Origin of the sequence: Enterobacter sp. RIT637 (assembly GCF_019718755.1) — a bacterium.
In the GTDB taxonomy this organism is placed as follows: Bacteria; Pseudomonadota; Gammaproteobacteria; order Enterobacterales; family Enterobacteriaceae; genus Enterobacter.
Genome location: NZ_JAIHAZ010000013.1, coordinates 1 through 23094 on the forward strand (window position 1 = coordinate 1; position 23094 = coordinate 23094).

Annotated in this window: 23 protein-coding genes and 1 tRNA gene; 14 read left to right on the top strand and 10 right to left on the bottom strand. The window is 55.4% G+C overall.

Translation table 11 applies throughout. The features are described 5' to 3' along the window. Positions 1 to 32 precede the first annotated feature (32 nt). From K5E19_RS17125 to K5E19_RS17135, 3 genes are all read right to left on the bottom strand, one after another. Complete coding sequence (locus K5E19_RS17125; RefSeq protein WP_221552248.1) at positions 33 to 1049, bottom strand: iron ABC transporter substrate-binding protein; 1017 nt, start codon at positions 1047 to 1049, stop codon at positions 33 to 35. A gap of 308 nt (positions 1050 to 1357) precedes the next feature. Further along, on the bottom strand, positions 1358 to 2578 hold the full coding sequence (locus K5E19_RS17130) for a cytochrome P450 (protein WP_221552249.1): 1221 nt from the start codon (positions 2576 to 2578) through the stop codon (positions 1358 to 1360). Between the two features lie 135 nt (positions 2579 to 2713). Further along, a tRNA-Arg gene (locus tag K5E19_RS17135) sits at positions 2714 to 2790 on the bottom strand. A 277-nt stretch (positions 2791 to 3067) separates the two neighbouring features. On the opposite strand from K5E19_RS17135, the gene K5E19_RS17140 reads away from it, so the two are divergent. The 3 genes from K5E19_RS17140 to fimZ all read left to right on the top strand — a co-directional run bounded on the left by K5E19_RS17140 (position 3068) and on the right by fimZ (position 5951). Continuing rightward, on the top strand, positions 3068 to 3766 hold the full coding sequence (locus K5E19_RS17140) for an EAL domain-containing protein (protein WP_221552251.1): 699 nt from the start codon (positions 3068 to 3070) through the stop codon (positions 3764 to 3766). A 24-nt stretch (positions 3767 to 3790) separates the two neighbouring features. Next, the gene (locus K5E19_RS17145) at positions 3791 to 4507 is read left to right on the top strand and encodes a DNA-binding response regulator (RefSeq protein ID WP_221552253.1); all 717 of its coding nucleotides are present in this window, start codon (positions 3791 to 3793) and stop codon (positions 4505 to 4507) included. A gap of 811 nt (positions 4508 to 5318) precedes the next feature. Then, positions 5319 to 5951 (top strand): fimbria biosynthesis transcriptional regulator FimZ, encoded by a 633-nt coding sequence (gene fimZ, locus K5E19_RS17150; RefSeq protein ID WP_221552255.1) that lies wholly within the window; start codon positions 5319 to 5321, stop codon positions 5949 to 5951. 51 nt (positions 5952 to 6002) lie between these two features. Here fimZ and sfmF read toward each other — a convergent pair whose 3' ends face one another. The 6 genes from sfmF to fimA all read right to left on the bottom strand — a co-directional run bounded on the left by sfmF (position 6003) and on the right by fimA (position 12033). Then, on the bottom strand, positions 6003 to 6527 hold the full coding sequence (sfmF, locus tag K5E19_RS17155; protein ID WP_221552256.1) for a fimbria assembly protein: 525 nt from the start codon (positions 6525 to 6527) through the stop codon (positions 6003 to 6005). Positions 6528 to 6536: 9 nt separating this feature from the next. Then, positions 6537 to 7541: a type 1 fimbria D-mannose specific adhesin FimH gene (fimH, locus tag K5E19_RS17160; RefSeq protein ID WP_221552257.1), complete on the bottom strand. Its 1005-nt coding sequence runs from the start codon at positions 7539 to 7541 to the stop codon at positions 6537 to 6539. Positions 7542 to 7554: 13 nt separating this feature from the next. After that, entirely contained in the window at positions 7555 to 10116 is a 2562-nt protein-coding gene (locus tag K5E19_RS17165) for a fimbrial biogenesis usher protein (RefSeq protein ID WP_221552258.1), read from the bottom strand. A gap of 14 nt (positions 10117 to 10130) precedes the next feature. Continuing rightward, complete coding sequence (fimC, locus tag K5E19_RS17170; RefSeq protein ID WP_221552259.1) at positions 10131 to 10823, bottom strand: type 1 fimbria chaperone FimC; 693 nt, start codon at positions 10821 to 10823, stop codon at positions 10131 to 10133. 34 nt (positions 10824 to 10857) lie between these two features. Then, a complete protein-coding gene (gene fimI / locus K5E19_RS17175; RefSeq protein WP_221552260.1) occupies positions 10858 to 11400 on the bottom strand; it encodes a type 1 fimbrial protein subunit FimI in 543 nt (180 codons plus the stop codon). Between the two features lie 69 nt (positions 11401 to 11469). Beyond that, on the bottom strand, positions 11470 to 12033 hold the full coding sequence (fimA, locus tag K5E19_RS17180; RefSeq protein ID WP_174340430.1) for a type 1 fimbrial major subunit FimA: 564 nt from the start codon (positions 12031 to 12033) through the stop codon (positions 11470 to 11472). 310 nt (positions 12034 to 12343) lie between these two features. On the opposite strand from fimA, the gene folD reads away from it, so the two are divergent. The 5 genes from folD to K5E19_RS17205 all read left to right on the top strand — a co-directional run bounded on the left by folD (position 12344) and on the right by K5E19_RS17205 (position 16902). Then, entirely contained in the window at positions 12344 to 13210 is an 867-nt protein-coding gene (folD, locus tag K5E19_RS17185; RefSeq protein WP_221552261.1) for a bifunctional methylenetetrahydrofolate dehydrogenase/methenyltetrahydrofolate cyclohydrolase FolD, read from the top strand. A 1-nt stretch (position 13211) separates the two neighbouring features. Further along, on the top strand, positions 13212 to 13424 hold the full coding sequence (gene ybcJ / locus K5E19_RS17190) for a ribosome-associated protein YbcJ (RefSeq protein ID WP_010428256.1): 213 nt from the start codon (positions 13212 to 13214) through the stop codon (positions 13422 to 13424). 283 nt (positions 13425 to 13707) lie between these two features. Continuing rightward, positions 13708 to 15207, top strand: coding sequence for a PTS transporter subunit EIIC (locus K5E19_RS17195; RefSeq protein WP_221552262.1), 1500 nt, complete (start codon positions 13708 to 13710; stop codon positions 15205 to 15207). Between the two features lie 83 nt (positions 15208 to 15290). Beyond that, on the top strand, positions 15291 to 16307 hold the full coding sequence (gene malI, locus K5E19_RS17200) for a Mal regulon transcriptional regulator MalI (RefSeq protein WP_221552263.1): 1017 nt from the start codon (positions 15291 to 15293) through the stop codon (positions 16305 to 16307). 73 nt (positions 16308 to 16380) lie between these two features. Then, complete coding sequence (locus tag K5E19_RS17205) at positions 16381 to 16902, top strand: metal-dependent hydrolase (protein ID WP_221552264.1); 522 nt, start codon at positions 16381 to 16383, stop codon at positions 16900 to 16902. A 92-nt stretch (positions 16903 to 16994) separates the two neighbouring features. Here the strand turns inward: K5E19_RS17205 and cysS are convergent, their stop codons facing one another. After that, complete coding sequence (cysS, locus tag K5E19_RS17210; protein ID WP_023334763.1) at positions 16995 to 18380, bottom strand: cysteine--tRNA ligase; 1386 nt, start codon at positions 18378 to 18380, stop codon at positions 16995 to 16997. A 174-nt stretch (positions 18381 to 18554) separates the two neighbouring features. On the opposite strand from cysS, the gene ppiB reads away from it, so the two are divergent. From ppiB to mnmH, 6 genes are all read left to right on the top strand, one after another. Further along, entirely contained in the window at positions 18555 to 19049 is a 495-nt protein-coding gene (ppiB, locus tag K5E19_RS17215) for a peptidylprolyl isomerase B (protein WP_010428247.1), read from the top strand. Positions 19050 to 19052: 3 nt separating this feature from the next. Continuing rightward, complete coding sequence (gene lpxH, locus K5E19_RS17220; RefSeq protein ID WP_221552265.1) at positions 19053 to 19775, top strand: UDP-2,3-diacylglucosamine diphosphatase; 723 nt, start codon at positions 19053 to 19055, stop codon at positions 19773 to 19775. Between the two features lie 139 nt (positions 19776 to 19914). Beyond that, positions 19915 to 20124 (top strand): YdgH/BhsA/McbA-like domain containing protein, encoded by a 210-nt coding sequence (locus K5E19_RS17225; protein ID WP_010428245.1) that lies wholly within the window; start codon positions 19915 to 19917, stop codon positions 20122 to 20124. Between the two features lie 171 nt (positions 20125 to 20295). Then, positions 20296 to 20805 (top strand): 5-(carboxyamino)imidazole ribonucleotide mutase, encoded by a 510-nt coding sequence (purE, locus tag K5E19_RS17230; RefSeq protein ID WP_182274008.1) that lies wholly within the window; start codon positions 20296 to 20298, stop codon positions 20803 to 20805. Continuing rightward, positions 20802 to 21869, top strand: coding sequence for a 5-(carboxyamino)imidazole ribonucleotide synthase (purK, locus tag K5E19_RS17235; RefSeq protein WP_221552266.1), 1068 nt, complete (start codon positions 20802 to 20804; stop codon positions 21867 to 21869). Before purE ends, purK begins: the two co-directional genes overlap by 4 nt. A gap of 84 nt (positions 21870 to 21953) precedes the next feature. Next, on the top strand, positions 21954 to 23024 hold the full coding sequence (gene mnmH, locus K5E19_RS17240) for a tRNA 2-selenouridine(34) synthase MnmH (protein ID WP_221552267.1): 1071 nt from the start codon (positions 21954 to 21956) through the stop codon (positions 23022 to 23024). Positions 23025 to 23094: the final 70 nt, after the last annotated feature.

A 23094-nucleotide genomic window follows, 5' to 3' on the forward strand; every position in this document is an offset into this window, starting at 1 on the left:
CCAGACATAGGACATTCACTTTACGTTCAGGATCACAGCAGGCCAGCTTGCGTCATCAGCTCGATAACTTTCTTACTGTTGAGCGTGGAGGGTTCCACTTTTGGCGCATCCAGATCCTTCAGCGGAACCAGTTTCGGGTTGGATGCGGCATTGACGCCGACGGCATATTCAAAGGCGTTGTTGGTACGCAGGCTTTCCTGACCTTCTTTGCCAGTGATGTATTTGATGAAGGCCTGCGCCTGCGCTTTATGCTTGCTGGATGCCAGCACGCCACCGCCAGAGAGGCTAACAAATGCGCCCGGATCCTGATGTTTGAAATAGTAGAGCTGGGTATTTTTGCTGTTTTCACCCGTTTTGGACTGATCGACAAAACGGTAGTAATGATAAATCACGCCGCCATCAATCTGGCCTGCGTTGACCGCTTTCATCACGGTGCTGTTACCTTTGTAAGCAACGAAATTGGTTTTCATCGCCTTGAGCCAGTCCAGCGTGGCCTGCTCGCCCTTCAGCGCCAGCATTGCGCTAACGATCGCCTGGAAATCCGCGCCTGACGGAGAGGCTGCCCAGCGCCCTTTCCACTCTGGTTTCGCCAGATCCATCAGCGATGCTGGCAGCTGCGTCTCGTTTAATTTTTGCGGGTTATAGACAAACACGGTGCTACGCGCGGCGATGCCGATCCAGCGACCGTGCGCCGGACGAAATTCCGCTGGCACCTGCTTTAACGTATCGGCATCTAAAGGGGCAAATAATTTCGCGTTATCCACCAATACCATGGACGGCGAGTTTTCCGTCAGAAATACGTCCGCAGGCGATGCGCTGCCCTCCTGCACCAGCTGGTTGCCCAGCTCGCTGTCACCGCCGTTTCGCAGAGTGACTTTAATTCCCGTTTCTTTCGTAAAGCCATCAACCCACGACTGCACCAGGTTTTCATGCTGTGCGTTATACACAACGATCCCCTGATCATTATCAGCAGCAACTGATTGAGTAGAAAGGAAAAGCGATGAAGACAACAAGGCAAGCGAGAAGCATGACAGCAGGCGAGAATTCATGAACATATCCTTAATAGACCAACGAGATTCACCCCTGAAGGGGGTTGTGCGACAGGATTAAAGCATACAAAAACGCTAATGATAATTAGTATCAATCCAGTTTAGTCGTAAAAGTGGAAAATATCTTCGCGCAGGAGTTTAAGGTGATAAAAATCTAATTTAAAAAGCGAGCTGGCTATAAGATTAAGAAAACCTTAAGACGGGACATAACAGGTTTTAATTAGCCTTCAATTTATTAACCTGTTATTTAACTGGCAGGGGCGGAATAATAATCCCCTTCTCCTTATTTTATTTCCCGGGCTATCGCTTCAGATTATTTTCACGGGCAGGCTTTCCAGCGATCGCAAAATCAAACTTTGTTTCGACCACTTCGCCTCACCGTCGAGGATAATATGTCCATGATGATTCAGCGCCATTGCCAGATTCTCTGCCTGAAACTGCGCCAGGAGTTGACCGATACATTGGTGCGCCCCCGCGCCGAATCCCAGCTGCCGCTGCGCATTTTTTCTGCCGGGTATAAAGCGCGCAGCGTCTTCAAAGACGGTCTCATCCCGGTTAGCCGACCCGAGGCAGAGCAAAATGTTATCCCCGACGTTGAGTTCGCGCCCCAGAAATTCCACGGGCGCCGCAACCCTTCGTCTGCCCATCTGCAATGGCGATTCAAAGCGCATGGTTTCGCTGACGATATCTTTCATCCGGAGGCTGTGGTTACGGACGCGCTCCTGTAAATCCGGATGCTGCGCAAGCATATACAACAGATTTCCGGTCAGCGCTTCGCTGGTTTCGCTGCCACCGATGAGCATGGTGACGCAGTCGGTGCTAAATCGTTCAGAGAGCGCATCGCGATCGCCGCGATACCCTTTGAGCAGGCTGCGATAAAACAGCGAGTCGTAACCCTTAGTATGCGCCTGAGCCAGTTGGCTAAACGCCTCATCCAGATGCGTGAGCGCCTTTAGCAGACGTTCAAGCCCTTGCTTGTCGATTGCGCTGGGATCGAGGAGTAGCCTGATGGCGCTTTTCTCTTGCGCCACCACCTCCTGAAGCTCCTCGGGCAGGTTGAGCCATGCAGTAAACAGCTTTCCCCAGAGCGGAGCGGCAATCTGGCTAATGCCGTCAAATGCATGCGTGACCGTTAACTCGGCCATCAGGGAATGCGACTCGCGAGAAACGAGATCGGTTAATGCGTCCCAGGCTTCCCCTGAAAACAGCGCCTGTAACGCCAGACGATGCTCCCGGTGAACGCCGCCATCTTCAAACAAAACGATGCCATAAAGCAGAGACCGCAGAGAGGGAGAGAGGCTAAGACTCGCTTTTTTCAGTTCGGCATGCAGGTCTTCAGGAATACCTGAAGAAATGAACGCGCGTTCTTTCAGGGCCTGAAAGACATCCTGGTAGCGGGTCAGGACCCATGTTTTACCGATCCGCGCCACAGGCTGGTGGTTTCGCATGTGGTGATAAACGTTATGAAGATTGTCCTGAAAGACTGGAGAGGCAGGATTAAACCGAAGCGCTTTATCAACATATGCCATAGGGTGATCCTCATCACAGGATTAATCCCCTTTGAGTTAAGCAGGAATATGTTTCAGTTCAAGTATTGCAGTCGCGGGCAGACAAACGGTGCTGTTGGTCGTGGGGTTCGAATCAGAGGAGATGCAGGGATTAAATGGTACGCCCTGTAGGATTCGAACCTACGACCTACGGCTTAGAAGGCCGTTGCTCTATCCAACTGAGCTAAGGGCGCACGGAGAAGCGTGAACTTCGCGGTGGTGAAACGCGAGGAATTATACGGTCAATGGCAGGTGAGTCAATGCCTTTTCCCTTATCTGCATCGATAACGGCTAGCTGATTGTAAATACGGCTGTTTTTTCAACATTTTCACTGCATCCCACGTAGAATTTACCGCTGCGAAAAGGCTTAGCTGCTTTTAAGTAACGCCTGCTGTTTTCCTGTAGGCCACCTCGTCACACTGGTGCAAGGTATCCCGGCCGCTGGAGGCTGACAGACAACAGGATAATGGAGTGACAGCGCAAAACCTGACGTATATGCCTCCCCGGCTAAAGCACATTTCTCATGACATCACGGGCATCAAGCTTGAGCCCATCGTTGCCCTCGCCTCTTCGCACAGGATCGGCGTAGAAGTGCTCAGCGTTCTGTCACCCACGCTGCAAAGTGAAGATTTTTTCCGCGAACAGTCGGCAGAACAGTCGCTTATGCTGCTGGAAGTACAGCTCAGTGTGCTAAAAAACGCGCTCGCCTGTCACAATATTTTCATCAATCTGCCGATAACCGTACTCATGGTGCCAGATCTTTTTCAGCGTCTGCTGCAACTGCGAAGCCCGCCGCTGAATATTGAGATTGTCGACCCTGTCGATTTTTTCACACTCTCCGATACACAGCGGCAAGGCGTGGCCCAGCGCCTGAAGCAGCTGACCATGAAGGGTCACCGCATCTGGCTGGATGACGTTGACGACATCATTGTCCAGCCCTTCTTATCCTGGCCGCTGCCACTCAGCGGCATAAAGATCGATAAAGAAACCTTCTGGCGTATGCGCGCCACCCCTGCGCTGGGGGAACTGGTTTCCCGCTGTTTTCGGCTTGCCGGAAATGTGCTTATCGAAGGTATTGAGACTGAACGGGATCGTTCCTGCGCACGCCAGGCAGGGGCACAGCTCGGCCAGGGGTATTACTGGCCATCCTGGACATGGCCGGAGGATTAAACAGCCATCTCCAGGAGGGAGGCCATGGGAATGACAGTGCGCCGTTACCGTCGGCGTCGTACAGGAAGTGACGCACTGGGATTTACACGCTCACCTTTCGCTCCCCCCTTCTTCGACCGACTCGAATTTTTGAGCCAGTCCACCAACCTGACCCATAAAACTGACGCCCCATTTATTATTCTGGTCACGGAAGATCATTACCTGCGCACCGGAATGCTGAACGGAAATTTCCCGCTAAGCTGTTGCTCTGACTATCCGGTGCTGGAAGATGCCTTAAGCGCGTTGAATCAGTGGCCATCCGCCCGTCTGGTGGTCGATATCGACAGCCGCGCCACGGCACTGATCGACAAACTGGATCAGCTAAGGCGATATAGCCTCTACCCGCCTTTTCTAAACCCCCACCTGCTTGTCAGGGCAGATGACTACGATACCCGCCTGTTCTGCAAAGCGGCGGGACCCTTTCATGTGCTTGAGCGTCAGTTGCCGGCTGCGGCACTGCAGCAGTACCTGCTGGAGACAAAGCCGCCGCAAGGTTCGGTGAAAGAGTGGTTCACGCGCAGCGAATGGCCCATTTTGCAGGAGCTGTCTCGTGGCAAAACGTTACGTCAGATCGCCCTGATACAAAACCGGCCTTACAGCCGCATTATTTATCGTCTCGGCTGTATTCTGGCCAAGCTGGGATTGAACCATCGCCAGGAATTACTTCATCTTCTCAATAACCTCTCAGACTGCACGTTTTAACTTAAGCATTAACCCTTTCATTCCTAAAGATCTTTAAGAAATAACTTACCAGTGATGTTAATATTTTGTTTTAATTTAACATTTCAATCGATTTTACAACTATTCCTAATTTATCCCCTTGAACCACGTGAAATATCACTGAAAATGCCAATCTCAGCACTTTCCACCATCCGTTAATCGATGAGGTAGTCCGTTAAAAAGATGATAATGATGTAAAAACAAGCGACTGATCTGTACAGGCCAGGAGCAGTATGCACAGGGAACAGGATATCCTGCTGTTCAATTTCAGGTTTACCTTGCGGGTCCTCCCTGACTTTCAGATGAAGATTCCACGCCCGATCCCGCCGATTTTTTGCGCTAGTTGTGCACGCATCGCACCACTTTCCTCACCTCGTTTTGTTAACAATTAATTAACACAAAGTGATATATGTCATTTTTTGTTATTACATAAAGATGAAAAAATGTGGTAAATGGAATAGCAGGACATTTGCGCTAAATTTAAAATAATAGCGATTAAGATCCAGAAGATAATACAAAGCAATGGAGCAGAATTAATTTACAGGGTTTTCGGAGAAAACTTACACGGTATAATAAGACGCGTTGCAAATATGAATAAGAAAAACCTTTTTGCCACACCAGCCAAATGAGATAACCGCGCTGAGGCATTAATTTACTCGCTACGTTAACAAGGATGCTTTCGCTCTTTCCAGGGAAATACTACCGTATAAGGATCACCATCTATATCCTTCCGGCATTTCGAGAGTTTGAACAAAACTCCGCATAACGCTTTTAACAATCTGAGGCATTAAAAATGAAACCGGCATCCGTTATCATTATGGACGAACACCCTATTGTCAGAATGTCGATAGAAGTCCTGCTACAGAAAAATAAAAATATCATAGTCAAACTCAAGTCTGGCGACAGCCATGAAGTGCTTGATTGTATTCGCAACCACCCCATCGATCTGGTTATCCTGGACATCGAACTGACGGGAACCGATGGGTTTTCTTTACTTAAGAGAATCAGAAACATCAACAAAGACATCAAGGTTCTGTTCCTCTCGTCGAAATCAGAGTCGTTTTACGCGGGACGCGCCATTCGCGCAGGGGCCAATGGCTTTGTCAGCAAGCGAAAAGATTTAGGTGAGATCTACAACGCGGTGGAAATGATACTGATGGGCTATTCTTTTTTCCCTTCAGAAACATTGAACTTTATAAATCATCTGGGCTCCGGGAAAGGTATCACACCGGATATGCCATTATCGAATCGCGAAGTCACGGTGTTACGCTATCTGGCGAATGGATTATCCAATAAGGAGATTGCGGAGCAGTTGCTATTAAGCAACAAAACCATTAGCGCGCACAAATCCAATATTTATTCCAAGCTCGGCGTACAGAGTATTGTGGAATTAATAGATTACGCGAAAGCACACGAACTGCTATAAACTGAATTCACTCCCCGCAACTTAAGTGAGTTGCAGGGAGTGCGGTCAGCGCTAATTATAATTGATCATAAACGTGGCATCCGCATCGGCCCGTCCCGGCTGAGGGTTATCCGCTGTGGCAATATAATTGGCATAAAACGACAGTACCGCATTACCTTCCGCATCGACCGTCACCGGCTGGCTGGCCTGCTGGAGATCCAGCCGTGTTTTATCCGCATCGCGGATCTCCACGGCAACCTGAGCCGCCGTACTGCCATCATTGAGCGCCAGCAAACCGCTGTCGCTGCCGTCTGCTTTTCCCGAAAAGGTAATGGAGGCAGCGCCGGGAGGACAGCCGGTCAGCTTCAGCGTAAACGGCATGGGCTGCGTGCGGCTCCCCGTATTTCTTAGCTGTTTCGTCGGCCAGGTGCCCAGCGTGACGACCTTATCGCTGTCATTGCCTTCGGCCACGCAGGTAAAATCGACGATGTTGCCGGACATCTCAATATTGATTTCCCCCAGCGCCGTGGCGGCCTGAGCGCCAGCGTGAAGCATCATCAGTACTCCCGCAGCAATGTACCTGCTCCAGTGTCCCATTGCTCCTCCTTAATCGTAATCTACGCGAAGATAGCCGCGCGAGGTGAAACGGCCCTCGGCAGGCTTGTTGCCCGTCACGCTCACAGGCCAGACCCGAATGCCGACCTGCGCCTGAGCGCTGTCGTCCAGGCGGAACGGAATTTTGCTGGTGAGCGTGTTAGGCGTCAGCGGCGTTCCGCTTTCATTAGCGACCACAAACCCCAGATCGGGATTATTGGAAACCAGCGCATTACCTGACACTTTCTCGGCTTCGATACGCATCGTCAGATACGCATTGGCTTCAACGTTTGTGCATTTAATGGCAATGGTTTTGCTTTGCGGCGTCACCTTCTGCGGTCGATTCCCGGCACCGGCCTGGCTAAACAACGACGCACCAATATCGCCAAAATCAAACTCCACGACCTGCCCTGCGTTGATCGCACAGCTTTGCGGAACCTGAATCGTTCCGCTGTAGCTGATGGTATAGACCGGCGTATTAAGCGGATCGGCAGTTGTCGTCGTGACATAGACCCTGAACATGGTCTGCTGCGGGATCACCACCATATTGATAAAGCGCCGCGTTACCCTCAGACGGAAAACCAGCTTGGAATCGGTCACCGGAAAAGCCTTGTTATTCGGTACGTTGGGGTGCTGCCCCATCTGGATATAATTCGCGGGAGGGTAGAACGTGCCCGCAAAGTCATCGTGGATCTGCATGGCGCCGTCAAGGTAATCATTCAGCTTCACGTATTTATAGCTGTCGATCACCGTGGTAATGGGCAAGTCGGTGACATAGCTGCGCATGGTGGATTTACCGGTTGTCCCGCGGGGACAAATGGCATTCACCCCCACCAGCCCAGATTTTTGCGCCAGGGTGACAATCTGCCCCGGCTTGTTGTTAGAGCTGTTAAACACATTGGAGAGATCGTAGGAAATATCCTTCGCCACGCCGGTCGAGTTCTGGCACACCGTGGCCCATGCGGGCAGTGCGCTGCACAACACTGCCGCGCCAAATACGCTACGGATAATGTTCATGATTGGGTTCCTGTTAGCGTTCACAGCGTGCCCCCGCCAGCGTAATGGCCTGGTTCAGGCTTTCCGGTGGTAAGTGATAGCTCGCACGGCACTGGGACTGTTTTCCGTCGCCCCACTGGATAAGCAGCTCACCTTCCAGCGGCAGCCCGCTGAGGTAAATCTGCCCGTCATCCCCCACCATGCTGGTGACGCCGCTTTGCGTTTCACGCACTACCGCGCCAAACGGCACGGGCTGGTCGCCGCGCTTGACGGTCAGCAGGGCGCGCACGCCAATACGGGTATCGAAGCTGGCGCGCACCAGCGCCCCTTTGGTCGGCACCACGCTGCTCACGTTGTTTTCGATATCGGTGTTGTTGCTCATGGTATTGGTATCCAGCGCCACGCGGTTGTAGCGGTAGACGGTGGCATATGGCATTACCGCATAGCCTCGCCAGTCGGTTTTCACTCCGGTCTGGTTCTCCACGCTCACCCCTGACGCCCCCGGCGCTTTGATCAGCACGTTGGTGTCGCCCAGCGGCTGGCTGAAGGTCACCCCGTCTGAATGCCCCACCACGCCGCCGGAGAGCTGCCAGTTGAGATCGTGCTGGTCGCGGGCGTAGTTGTAGCCCACGCCCAGCGTGCCGTAGGTCGCCTGCCAGTTGGCGCTGGCGCTACCGCTTGCGCCGTTATTGCTGGCGTGCCCCTGCGTGACGCTGTAGTTCAGGTTGCGGTCTTCGAGCAGTGTTCCGCTCACGCCGGTCTGCCAGCTGGTATCGCCGTCACTGTTACGGCTGGCAGAGGCGGTGGCGTAGGCTCTGTCGATGGCGCTATCGCGGCGGTAGCCGTGGCGGGTAAAGAGGCTGAACGGCACGGAGACGTTAAACGACGCAATGCGGTCCGTACCGTCGATCCCAACGGCCTTATTCCACGACCAGGACACGGAGTAGTTGATCCCCTGCACGCCGCCCGCATAGCCCAGCTGATACCAGACGTTCGACTCGCTGGTGCCCCAGTAGCTCTGCTGGCTACCGGAGAGGTAAACCGAGCCGTAATCACCCAGCGACTGGGAAATGTTGAGCTGGAAGCGCCCCTTTTTGTTCCACGTCAGGTTGTGATAACTCTGCACGTCCAGCACGCCGTCATCGTTCTGACCTTCGCCATACTGGTAGCCTTCCATTGAGCGCCACGCCACATCGTCCAGGGTGTAGAACCCTTTGGTAGAGTAGCGATAGCCCAGCAGCTGGAAGTTGGTGCCGAAGCCGTTAAGGGATTTCGCATAGAGGAAGCGCAGGGACTGCCCTTCATGGCGGCTGTCATCCGCGAGCTGGCTGCGGGCATGGGTGAGATCGAGCGAAACCGCCCCCCAGTCCCCGAAGTTTTTCCCGGCCCCGAGGGCAATCGCGGTATAGCGCGACGCCAGCTGCGTGCCGCCGTACAGCGTATAGCCGTCGGCCAGGCCGGTAATGAGCGTTCCCTGAGCGAAGAACGGCGTGTCCTGCTCGCTGTTGCCGCTGCGGTAATCCCCCGCCACCAGGTCATATTTCCAGCGACCTTCACGCTGCAGCAGCGGCACGGTGGAGTAAGGCACGGTGTAACGCTGCTGGCTGCCGTCCTTCTCCTCTACCGTTACCTCCAGATCGCCGCTTGATGAGGTCGGGTTGAGGTCGGTAATGGCAAACGCCCCTGGCTGCACATAGCTCTGGTAAATGACATAGCCGTTCTGGCGGATCACTACCCTGGCTGGCGTGCGGGCAATACCGCGCACGGTTGGCGCGTAGCCCTGCATGCTGTCCGGGTACATACTGTCGGAGGAAAAGAGCCGCCCGCCGCGAAAACCGACGCTGTCGAACACATCGTTACCGGTATTGCTGTCGCCCAGCACCAGCTCGCTTTTCAGCGGAATAACGGTGCGCTGCGCCCAGGTGCCAATATTCTGCCAGTTGCTGTGGCGCTGACCGTTGCTTTGGGTATAGCGCCACGCGCCGTTATTGCGTAATCGCCAGGCACCGTAGTTCAGCCCGCTCTGCAGGTTCAGATAATAGCTGTCGTCATCGCTGCCGCGGTTGCCGGTGAAGCTGTAATTTAACAGAGCGGCGGGAATGCCTTCATCCCACTGTTCAGGCGGAATGTAGCCCCGGGCGCTGTTTTGCATAGCTACCTGCGGCAGGCTCACGTTCAGGCGCAGTGACGCAAAGTTGAAGGCCGTTTCGCTGCCGGGAATAGCGGTTGCCAGCGGAACGCAGGTCTCCCCCTGCACGTTTGCCAGTTCCGGGAACGCCGCGATGTTGACGCCGAAACGGTCGAGCATGGCGCGCGTAATGCACGGAGCCAGCCCGCCCGCGACGGGTGGCGTGTTTTCGGCGTGTTCAAAACGCACGTCCTGCGTGCCAATAAATTCATCGTTGCGCCAGATGTCCACGCGATAGACGCCCGGCGCCTGCTGGTGTCCTTGTTCAAAACGCGACAAATCCGCCACGCTGGCGGTGTCGTCGGACAAAAAGGCCGGGTTGAAGTAGCTTTCGCTCCAGCCGGCGTGCGGCCAGAGCGTTGTCATCAATGCCAGTGCAACCGGGCAGTAACGCCATTGAGTGTTCATCGCCCTGACTCTGCTCACAGATTGACGCTACGCGCCGGAGTAATAGCGCCGTAATCATTAACGCTCTGCCAGGAAAGCGTGCCGCTGACTGCGGCTGGCAGCACCTGCTGGGCCGAGTTTTTCGGCGCGACCATCAGGTTTTCCAGCGTCTGACCGCCAAGCTTCAGGTTGACCAGCGTGACGTAGTAAGGCGAAGCATTGCTCACCTTCAGGTGGTTCCCGACGCGCTCAAAGCGCAGCTGGGAGAGTGCCTCTTCCGGCGGCATCGACAGGTTAGCCGGGCGCACAAACAGCTTGATGCGTGACAGAATGGCCAGCTGCAGCACGTTATTGTTCTCTGTTTTCGCCTTACTCACTGACGGAATGGCCTTCACGTTCATGTAAAAAAGGGATTCGCGATCGGCGGGCAGGGTCGGCCCGGCATAAATAATGCGCAGCGTATTTTCGCTGTCCGGCTCGCTCACAAACAGCGGCGGCGTGACGGCAAAGGTTTTTTCTTTTTGCCCGCTGGCGTTTTCGATCCACGCGTTAATTAAATAACGTTCCTGTTTGTTGCTGTTGGTGATCGCCAGCGATGTCTGTTTTGCATCTGCCGGATAAATCACGCGCGTCGCGCCCAGCGCAATTCCGCCGGATGCATTCGCACAGGCAGAAACCATCATCAAAATAAAAGATAAAAACAGTCCGGGTTTAATCAGGGTGTTCATCACAACCGTACCTTTAATAATGTGTTCGCAGGCGTCAGGGATAAATCAACGTAAACCAGACATCCGACTGAATATTGCCTGGCACGAGGTGTTCGGAAATCGCCCGGTAGCGAGCGCTGAAATGAAACGCCAGCTCGCGGGTATCAATGGGCAGCCAGCTGACCGCCGCGGCATTCGGGATAATTTGACGTTGTTGTTCGTCGAAAAGCGCCAGCCCAACGCCGCTGCTGACAGGGCTTTCACCTGGTCGCGATGTCGCCAGGAAAACCTGCGGATCTTCAGCAGGGGTAGCGCCCTGAAACTGGATCCCCACGGTACGAGAAACGTCCACGCTGCAGTCGAGCAGCCGTACGGTGAAAGGCACGTTTACCGTGGAAAAACTGCCGACGCCGGAAAATGAGTTGGTGCGGTACTGCCCCATATCCACGCGCATATTCTGGCTATCAGGCGCCACGGCGCAGCCGCCGTTGACCAGTTCTCCTCTCAGGTGAACTTTACCGCCGTCGATTACCACGGTATGTGCGTTTACCGCTGAGGCAATCGCAAGGGCAAAAAACAGTATCCCAGTCCTTGTCATCCTTCGTTCCCGGCATTAGCGATTAAAAGACCTCCTCCCTGAGGTCGACCACATCCCTGTACTCAGGTATTACTCGTATTTCATAACGAAAGTTGCGTCAGCGTTCGCCTGGCCTGGCTCGGTGGTCGCAGCGGTGGCTTTATAGCGCGCGGTGAAGTTCAGGGTGTTTGTGCCTTCAATCAGGCTCTGCGCGGCAGAGAAGGTGGCACCGTCTGGCGTCAGGACGCTGGATTTGCTGTCGAGGATCTCGATACCCACGCCTTTCGCGGTGTTGTCGTTGTTGCCAGAGGTGACCGCCAGCAGGGTTTTATCCGTCGCGTCGATCTGACCGGTGAAGGCCACCGCAGCGGTTTTCGCAACCAGCGGATCGCAATCGTTCAGTTCGATGGTGAACGGAATATTAGAGGTGGTGTCACCCACTTTGGTGAATTTCGCGGTACGGTACTGGCCGAGATTAACCGTCTGCTCGGAAGAATCAGTATTTACTGAACACGCAGCATTCACTAATTCACCTTTGAAATGCACGGTACCGCCATTCACGGAAACAGGCGTTGTGGTATCTTCTGCATGAGCGGCACCCGCGACCAGGGCCAAAGTTGCAATAACAGTAGAAGCAATGTTGCTGAGTTTCATGTCTATTCCTTTAAAATGTAAATAACCCTTCCCGCGGATAATCGGGAATAAGAAATACGTTCAATTGGTTAATTGAAAGCTTATTTCGGAGGAGACAAAGTAGCTCAGGAAACTATTTTAAAATATGTCAAAACACTGCCATTTTACCAGGTCACATCCTATTCCCACCTAGGAAATTGACCATGCCTAAAACAGGGATTTTAGGGCCGCCTGATGAAATCTCGCAAAGGGTGACTGACAGCGGCGCTCGCTTCTGACAAAATATAGGCAATCCCCCCTTTCAAACGTTACAGACGGAATCTTCTCTCTGATGGCAGCAAAGATTATTGACGGTAAAACGATTGCGCAGCAGGTGCGCTCTGAGGTCGCTGAAAAAGTGAAGGCGCGTAAAGCCGCCGGAAAACGCGCCCCCGGGCTGGCCGTTGTGCTGGTTGGCAGCAACCCGGCATCGCAGATTTATGTCGGCAGCAAACGCAAAGCGTGTGAAGAGGTGGGGTTCGTCTCCCGCTCTTACGATTTGCCTGAAACCACCAGCGAAGCGGAACTGCTGGAACTTATTGACACCCTGAATGCCGATAAAGAGATCGACGGCATTCTGGTCCAGCTGCCGCTGCCTGCGGGCATCGACAACGTGAAGGTGCTGGAGCGTATCGCACCGGATAAAGACGTGGACGGTTTCCATCCGTATAACGTCGGTCGCCTGTGCCAGCGCGCGCCGCGTCTGCGCCCGTGTACGCCACGCGGCATTGTGACGCTGCTGGAGCGCTATAACATTGACACCTACGGCCTGAACGCCGTGGTGATTGGCGCCTCTAACATCGTGGGCCGTCCGATGAGCATGGAACTGCTGCTGGCCGGCTGCACCACCACCGTGACCCACCGCTTCACCAAAAACCTGCGTCACCATGTCGAAAACGCCGATCTGCTGATCGTCGCGGTCGGCAAGCCGGGCTTTATTCCGGGCGAGTGGATTAAAGAGGGTGCGATTGTTGTGGACGTGGGCATCAACCGTCTGGAAAGCGGCAAAGTGGTCGGCGACGTGGTGTATGAAGATGCCGCAGCGCGTGCCTCTTACATCACGCCGGTCCCAGGCGGCGTGGGCCCGATGACCGTTGCAACACTGATTCAGAATACTTTGCAGGCATGCGAAGAGTACCACGACGTAGAGGAAGCATAAGATGGCCACATTTTCATTAGGCAAACACCCGCACGTTGAGCTGTGCGATCTGCTCAAGCTGGAAGGCTGGAGCGAGAGCGGTGCGCAGGCCAAAATCGTTATCGCCGACGGGCGAGTGAAAGTCGACGGCGCGGTGGAAACCCGCAAGCGCTGCAAGATTGTCGCGGGCCAGACCGTGAGCTTTGAAGGTCAGAGCGTAACCGTTACGGCCTGAGTCGTTTGATGCCCGGTGGCGCTGCGCTTACCGGGCCTACGTACTGTCTCCGTTTGTAGGCCGGGTAAGGCGAAGCCGCCACCCGGCAATCTCTCACAAAATCCCCTCACACCCATCACGGTTATTTATCGATCCACTTCAAATAATCACGATTCCCTCTGGATGAAACGTGAAAATTATGTTGCGCGTTTTTCAGACTTTCTCCACGATAAGTAGAACGTTCTACTAAAACGTTCTACTTACAATAACAGCGCCAAAAAAGCGCTACTCGGGGGAAATCAGCATGAGTCTGATATCAGGGTTTGTTAAATCGCTGTCTAAGTTATCGATGATTGGTCGCGCCTTAATGCTGCCAATTTCACTGCTTCCCGCTGCGGGCCTGCTGCTGGCCTTCGGCGATAAGTTCCACCTGCCGCTGATGATGAACGCGGGCGGGGTTATTTTTGATAACCTGCCGATGCTGTTTGCCATCGGCTCCGCCGTGGGTCTGGCGTCAGAGTCCGGCATCGCGGCGCTCTCTGCGGCGGTTTCGGTTTTTGTCACCAATATCACCATCAGCACCGTGTTAAGCATTACGCCGGAGATGGCCTCTCAGGGCGGGAAATACGCCATGGTGGTCGGCATCCCGACGCTGCAAATGGGCGTCTTCGGCGGCCTGATCTGCGGGATCCTCGCAGCCTGGTGCTATAACCGCTTCCACACCATGCAGCTACCGGAGTTTCTCGGTTTCTTCTCCGGGAAGCGCTTTGTGGCGATTGCGACGGCGTTGCTGTCGTTCCTGCTCGGCCTGCTGCTCCCGTACGTCTGGCAGCATATTCAGTCCGGTATCGACGCGCTCTCCGTGATCGTGAACGGCGACAACCAGGCGGCATCAACCTTTATCTTCGGTCTGGTGGAGCGCGCGCTTATCCCGCTCGGCCTGCACCACATCTGGTATCCGTCCTTCTGGTATTCGTTCGGGGATTACACCACCCAGGCGGGCCAGGTGATCCACGGCGACCAGACCATCTGGTTCAAGATGCTCGAAGAGGGTGTGAAATCCTTCAGCAGCGACACCTACCAGAACGCCGGTAAGTTCATGCAGGGCGAGTTCCCGCTAATGCTGTTCGCGCTGCCTGCGGCGTGCCTGGCGATGTACCATGAAGCGCACACCAAAAATAAGAAAATCGCGGCCGGTATTTTGTTCTCTGCGGCGCTGACCTGCTTCCTGACGGGGATCACCGAACCGGTTGAGTTCACCTTTATCTTCGTGGCGCCGATCCTGTACGTCTTCAACGCCATCATGGCGGGCCTGGCCTACATGACCATGTACCTGCTGCACGCGCATATCGCCAAATCGTTCTCGGCGGGCTTTATCGACTATCTCTCATTCGGGATCCTGCCGTCCTTTAACGGCTACCAGACCAACTTCCTGAGCGCCATTATCATCGGCATTCCAATGGGCCTGATTTATTACTTCACATTCCGCTTTGTGATCCGCCGTTTCGACGTGAAAACGCCGGGCCGTACCGAAGTGACCGCCAGTGCGAATGACAAGTCCGATTCCGAACTTGCCACCGAAATCATCAGCCTGCTGGGGGGCGCGCAGAATATCGATTCGGTTGGCTCCTGTATCACCCGCCTGCGTCTGGAAGTAGCAAAAAGCGACGCGGTAGATAAAGACGGTCTTAACGGACTCGGTGCGCGCGGCGTAGTCTTCGTCGGCGATAACGGTATTCAGGTGATTTTCGGTGCCAGAGCACAGTTTATCGCCCAGACCATGTCCACCATGATCGGCAAATAATAAGATGCCTGAACGACACGTCTCCTGTACGCTGGGAGACGTGTTTTATCTGGCTGATTATCGGTTAATTTCAGGGAGCGGTTTTGAAGAAAGTCAGCATTATTGATGTCGCAAAGCACGCGGGCGTATCGGTCTCTACCGTCTCGCTGGTGCTACGCCAGAAAGGGAAAATCTCAGAGGCAACGATCGGGAAGGTCAACGCTGCCATCAATACGCTGGGCTATGTTCATAACGTCGCCGCTGCCAACCTTCGCGCCAACACCTCCAATCTTATCGGCCTGATCCTGCGTGACTTCAGCGACAGCTTTTCCATCAAGGTGATGGCAAGCATCGTTCAGGAGCTGGAGAAGCAGGGGTACATGGTTTTTCTCGGCCAGCCACTGAACGACCGGGAACATCTGGAACGTACCCTGCTGTCATTTAAGCAGCAGGGTGTCGCAGGCGTCATTTATCTCGCGTCCGACACCCGTACCTCTGCCCTGCCGGAGCAGATCCGCCAGTGCCCACTGCCGCTGGTGGTGGTCTCGCAGTCCCTGCTCGATGAAAAATGCAATCTGGTGATGCGCGACAACCGCCAGGCGGCAAACCTGGCCGCGCGCTATCTTATCGAACGAGGACACCGCACCATCGCCTATATTGGCGGACGCGAGGGCTGCCTTATCCGCGAGCAGCGCCTGCTCGGTTTTCGCAGCGCGATGACGCAAAGCGGACTGGTCTGGCGCGATGACTATTCACCGGCCTGCAGCGACGACACGCAGGCCGCCGCGATGGCGACTCGCCAGCTGCTGGAAAAAAATAACGCCATTACCGCCCTGCTCTGCCATTCGCCGGATGCCATGATCGGTTCAATTTCCGGCATTCATCAGGTGGGTCGCACCGTGGGGAAAGATGTGTTCTTAACTCAGCAGGTGGCGCTGATCGGTTTTGAAGATATGCTTCACGTTAACCTCACATCACCGTCATTCACCTACGTCTCCTCGGCCAGTGACGAAACCGGGCGTCAGGCGGCGGGGCTGATTATCCGCACGCTGAAGGAGCCGACGCTGCAAACCCAGCGCATTACGCTTTCCGGGCAGCTTATCGCGCGCGAGTCGGCGTAAAATCAGAATTTAGCACAGGTTTGTAAAAGCGAATTCGCTGCTATATTTCCATGATTTGCCATGGATAATCGCAATGCCTACCGTTATTACGCACGCCGCTGTTCCGCTTTGCCTGGGCTTAGGTCTGGGCACTAAAGTCATCCCTCCCCGCCTGCTGTTTGCCGGAATTGTGCTCGCCATGCTGCCCGACGCCGACGTGCTGGCGTTTAAATTCGGCGTCGCCTACGGGAATATTTTTGGCCATCGCGGCTTTACCCATTCGCTGCTGTTTGCCTTTGTGGTGCCGATACTGTGCGTGCTGACTGGACGACGCTGGTTCCGGGCCAGCCTGACGCGGTGCTGGCTGTTTTTAACGGTGTCATTGTTGTCGCACAGCCTGCTGGATTCGATCACCACCGGTGGGAAAGGCGTCGGCTGGCTGTGGCCGTGGTCGGATGAACGCTTCTTTGCGCCGTGGCAGGTGATCAAGGTCGCGCCGTTTGCGCTGTCGCGCTACACCACGCCGTACGGGCATCAGGTGATCGTTTCAGAACTGCTGTGGGTGTGGCTGCCGGGGGTAGTGCTGATGGGGTTGCTGTGGTGGAGGCGGAGGTAAAAGCAAAACGGCAACTCAAGTTGCCGTTTTTAGTGTTTGCACCCTCTCCCTGTGGGAGAGGGCTGGGGTGAGGGCATCAGCTTGCAGCAGACTTACTTACGACGCCAGGTCGTGCCCTGCGGGCCATCTTCCAGAATGATGCCCATCTCGGTCAGACGATTGCGCGCCGCATCTGCCGCCGCCCAGTCTTTCGCCTGACGCGCTTCCAGACGCGCTTTGATCAACGCTTCAATCTCCGCCACTTCACCGTCGTCCGCCTGCGCGCCGCTCTGCAGGAACACGTCCGGATCCTGCTCCAGCAGGCCTAGCACGGAGGAGAGCTTGCGCAGATGGGACGCCAGCGCATTCGCCGCGGCCATATCTTCTGACTTCAGGCGGTTCACTTCGCGCGCCATGTCGAACAGCACGGAGTAGGCCTCCGGGGTGTTGAAATCGTCGTTCATCACCTCAACAAAGCGTGCTTCGAACGCTTCGCCGCCCGCAGCAGGAACCGATCTGTCGGTACCGCGCAGCGCGGTGTACAGACGCTCCAGCGCCGAGCGCGCCTGCTTCAGGTTCTCTTCGCTGTAGTTCAGCTGGCTGCGATAGTGGCCGGACATCAGGAAGTAGCGCACGGTTTCCGCGTCGTAATACTTCAGCACGTCGCGCACGGTGAAGAAGTTGCCCAGCGATTTCGACATCTTCTCGCGGTCAACCATCACCATCCCGGAGTGCATCCAGTAGTTAACGTACTCGCCGCCGTGGGCGCAGGTAGACTGCGCGATTTCGTTTTCGTGGTGCGGGAACATCAGGTCCGAACCGCCGCCGTGAATGTCGAAGTGCTTGCCCAGCTGTTTGCAGTTCATCGCGGAACATTCAATGTGCCAGCCCGGACGGCCTTCGCCCCACGGGGATGGCCAGCTTGGTTCGCCCTCTTTGGACATTTTCCACAGTACGAAGTCCATCGGGTTACGCTTCACGTCCACCACGTCCACGCGCGCGCCGGCCTGGAGCTGATCCAGATCCTGACGGGAAAGCGAACCGTAGGTTGGGTCCGTCGGCACCGAGAACATCACGTCACCGTTGTCAGCAACGTAAGCGTGACCGCGTGCGATCAGCTTTTCGGTGATCTCGATGATTTCGTGAATATGGTGGGTCGCACGCGGCTCGCTGTCCGGGCGCTGAATATTCAGGGCGTCGAAATCTTTGTGCATCTCGACGATCATGCGATCGACCAGCGCAACAAAGCTTTCGCCGTTTTCATTAGCGCGCTTGATGATTTTGTCGTCGATATCGGTGATGTTACGCACATACTTCAGCGTATAGCCCAGGAAACGCAGGTAGCGGGACACCACGTCGAAAGCGACGAAGGTACGGCCATGGCCGATATGACAGAGATCGTAAACCGTAATACCACACACGTACATGCCGACTTCCCCGGCATGGATAGGTTTAAATTCCTCTTTCTGGCGCGTCATTGTATTAAAGATTTTTAACATCGAAGATTCCATGTAAACACGTGTGTGGACGAAAACCGGGTATTCTACCCGTAATTCAAACCCGAAGCAGCACACAATGCAAGGTGATCGCATCCTGTGGTTATGCTATAACAAGCCCCTATAGATGACCCGAACGCGGGTCGACGTACCACAATAACGGAACAGGATGCAAAAATGGTTACTTTCCACACTAATCATGGCGATATCGTAATCAAGACCTTTGATGACAAAGCGCCTGAAACAGTTAAAAACTTCCTGGACTACTGCCGCGAAGGTTTCTACAACAACACCATTTTCCACCGCGTGATCAACGGCTTCATGATCCAGGGCGGCGGTTTTGAACCTGGCATGAACCAGAAAGAGACCAAAGAAGCGATCAAAAACGAAGCGAACAACGGTCTGAAAAACACCCGTGGTACGCTGGCGATGGCCCGTACTCAGGCACCACACTCTGCAACCGCGCAGTTCTTCATCAACGTGGCTGACAACGACTTCCTGAACTTCTCCGGCGAAAGCCTGCAGGGTTGGGGCTACTGCGTATTCGCAGAAGTGGTTGAAGGTATGGACGTGGTTGACAAGATCAAAGCCGTCTCTACTGGCCGCAGCGGTATGCACCAGGACGTTCCTAAAGAAGACGTAGTGATTACAAGCGTGACCGTCAGCGAGTAATTCGTGGCGACACTCTTTATTGCGGATCTGCATCTGCAAACAGAAGAACCGGCGATTACCGCCGGTTTTCTGCGTTTTTTACGCGGTGAAGCGAAAAACGCCGACGCGCTGTACATTCTGGGCGACCTCTTTGAAGCCTGGATTGGCGACGACGACCCTAACCCGCTGCACCGTGAAATGGCTTCGGCCATTAAAACGCTGGTGGATTCCGGCGTCCCCTGCTACTTCATCCACGGCAACCGTGATTTCCTGATCGGCAAGCGCTACGCCCGCGAAAGCGGCATGACGCTGCTGCCGGAAGAGCAGGTGCTCGACCTCTATGGCCGCAAGGTCCTGATCATGCACGGCGACACGCTCTGCACCGACGATACCGGCTACCAGGCGTTTCGCGCCAAAGTCCACACTCCGTGGATCCAGACGCTGTTCCTCGCCCTGCCGCTGTTTATCCGCAGCCGTATCGCCGCCAAAATGCGCGCAGGCAGCAAAGCCGCCAACAGCAGTAAATCCATGACCATCATGGACGTTAACCCGCAGGCGGTGGTCGACGTGATGGAAAAACACCACGTCCAGTGGCTTATCCACGGGCATACCCATCGTCCTGATGTCCATACTCTGATGACCAACGGCGAACCCGCCCATCGCGTGGTGCTGGGCGCGTGGCACACTGAGGGGTCAATGGTCAAAGTCACGCCGGAAGGCGTAGAGCTGATCGCGTTTCCGTTTTAATCCCTCCTCACAATTCATTCTATTTTTTTGAACGATATCGGCAAATTGTTTCGATTTTAATCAGCCCGTGGTCGGCCTATTATTTATCACATCAGGGCAACATGCCCTATCCCAGACAAAATACTTAAGGAATACGACCATGAAATCCATCAAAACTTTCGTTGCAGTTGCTGCCCTCTCCCTGGTTTCTTTCGGTTCTTTTGCGCAGAGCGTGAGCGCAACCGCCTCTACCCTTGACCGCGCAGAAGCGAAAATTGCCGCGCAGGCCGCCGAACAGGGTGCCTCTTATAAAATTACGAGCGCGAAGGTCGACAACCGCGTTTACATGACCGCACAACTGACTAAATAATCATTGCCGATTGACGAAAACAGACCGCCAGAACGCGGTCTGTTTTGTTATGAATTGATGGCAACAACGGCTCAAGATTTAACCGCGCAACCGTTTTCCTTGCCCGTATAACATGCTATTCTCTGTGCCCTCGAAAGCAGTGTGTTTCGCACCACAGGAGTTTTAAGACGCATGTCTTCCCGCAATAATCCGGCGCGTGTCGCCATCGTGATGGGGTCCAAAAGCGACTGGGCTACCATGCAGTTCGCCGCCGAAATCTTTGAAATCCTGAATGTTCCGCACCACGTTGAAGTGGTCTCCGCGCACCGTACACCGGACAAACTGTTCAGCTTCGCCGAAAGCGCCGAAGAGAACGGTTATGAGGTGATCATTGCCGGCGCGGGCGGCGCAGCACATCTGCCGGGCATGATTGCCGCCAAAACCCTGGTGCCGGTTCTGGGCGTCCCGGTACAAAGCGCCGCGTTAAGCGGTGTGGATAGCCTCTACTCCATCGTTCAGATGCCGCGCGGTATTCCTGTCGGCACGCTGGCGATTGGCAAAGCGGGCGCGGCGAACGCAGCCCTGCTGGCGGCGCAAATTCTTGCGACGCACGATAAAGCATTGCATCAGCGCCTGGCGGACTGGCGTAAAGCCCAGACCGACGAAGTGCTGGACAATCCAGACCCGCGGGGTGCGGCATGAAGCAGGTTTGCGTCCTCGGTAACGGCCAGCTAGGCCGCATGCTGCGTCAGGCCGGTGAGCCGCTGGGTATTGCCGTCTGGCCCGTCGGGCTGGATGCTGAACCTGAAGCCGTACCGTTCCACCAGAGCGTGATTACCGCCGAGATCGAACGCTGGCCGGAAACCGCGCTGACCCGCGAGCTGGCGCGTCATAACGCCTTCGTTAACCGCGACGTGTTCCCGATCATTGCCGACCGTCTGACGCAAAAGCAGCTGTTCGACAAGCTCGGTCTGCCGACCGCGCCGTGGCAGCTCCTGTCCGATAAAAGCGAATGGAATGATGTTTTCGCGATGCTGGGCGAGCTGGCAATCGTGAAGCGCCGCGTGGGCGGTTACGACGGCCGCGGCCAGTGGCGTCTGCGCGCAGATGAAACGGCAGAACTGCCGGACGACAGCTACGGCGAGTGCATCGTTGAGCAGGGCATTAACTTCAGCGGTGAAGTGTCGCTGGTTGGCGCGCGCGGGCACGATGGTCGCACGGTGTTTTACCCGCTGACGCATAACCTGCACCAGGACGGCATTCTGCGCACCAGCGTCGCTTTCCCGCACGCCAATGCCGACCAGCAGGCGCAGGCGGAAGAGATGCTCTCAGCCATCATGCACGAGCTGGGCTATGTGGGCGTCATGGCGATGGAGTGCTTTATCACCCCGTCAGGTCTGCTGATCAACGAGTTGGCGCCGCGGGTGCACAACAGCGGCCACTGGACGCAAAACGGCGCGTCCATCAGCCAGTTCGAGCTGCACCTGCGCGCAATCACCGAGCTGCCGCTGCCGCAGCCGGTGGTGAACAGCCCGTCGGTGATGATCAACCTGATCGGCACCGATCTGAACTACGACTGGCTGAAGCTGCCGCTGGTGCATCTGCACTGGTATGACAAAGAGGTTCGCGCGGGTCGTAAGGTCGGTCACCTTAACCTGAACGACACCGATACCGATCGCCTGAGCGCCACGCTGGAAGCGATCGTTCCTCTCCTGCCGCCGGAATATGCGAGCGGAATTGTCTGGGCACAGTCAAAGCTCAAGTAAGACATCTGCGCCGGGGAGTTGACCTTCCCCTTCCCCGGCGTACAATCCCCGCCCATTGCTGCTGAGTTTTCTTCTGGAATAACCATGAACGATGGAACGGACTATCGCGCGATCCTCGCGTCTGATACCCCTTTAATCGACGTTCGCGCGCCGATCGAATTTGCCCAGGGCGCGATGCCTGCGGCAGTCAACCTGCCCTTAATGAACGACGACGAGCGTGCCGCCGTCGGGACCTGCTATAAACGTCAGGGACCGGACGCCGCGCTGGCGCTCGGCCATAGCCTGGTAAACGGCAAGACGCGTGAGGCACGCATCAACGCCTGGCGGGAAGCCAGCCTTGCCCATCCTGAGGGCTTTCTCTGCTGCGCGCGCGGCGGCCAGCGCTCGCATATCTCCCAGGCCTGGCTGAAAGAGGCGGGTGTCGACTACCCGCTGATCCGCGGCGGCTATAAGGCCCTGCGTCAGACGGCGATTCAGGTGACGATTGAGCAGTCGCAAAAGCCGATGGTGCTTATCGGCGGCTGCACCGGAAACGGTAAAACGCTGCTGGTGAAGCAGCACGCACAGGGCATCGATCTGGAAGGGCTGGCGCACCATCGCGGTTCGTCGTTTGGCCGCACGCTCACGCCGCAGCTTTCCCAGGCCAGCTTTGAAAACCACCTTGCGGTTGAGCTGTTGAAAAAAGACGCCGCGCGCTGGGTGCTGGAAGACGAGGGCCGGATGATTGGCTCCAACCACCTGCCGGAGTGCCTGCGCGACCGCATGGTTGAAGCCCCTATCGTTGTCGTCGAAGACCCGTTTGAAATTCGTCTTGAACGCCTGCGCGAAGAGTATTTCGACCATATGTGGGCGGACTTTTCTGCTGCCTACGGCGAGGAAGCGGGTTGGAAGGAGTACAGCGAGTACCTGCATCACGGCCTGTTCGCCATTCGCCGCCGTCTGGGGCTGCAGCGGTATGCTGAATTCACCGCGCTGTTAGATTCCGCGCTGCTGGAACAGCAACGCTCCGGCAGCACCGAGGCGCACTTCAGCTGGCTTGCACCGCTGCTGAAGGACTATTACGACCCGATGTACGGCTATCAGCTGGAGAAAAAGGCGGAGAAGATTGTGTATCGCGGGACGTACGAAGAGATTGCTGAGTGGCTTGATCGCTGAAAAAGAAAGCCGGGTGGCGGCTGCGCCTTACCCGGCCTACGCGTGCTTTTGTAGCCCCGGTAAGCGCAGC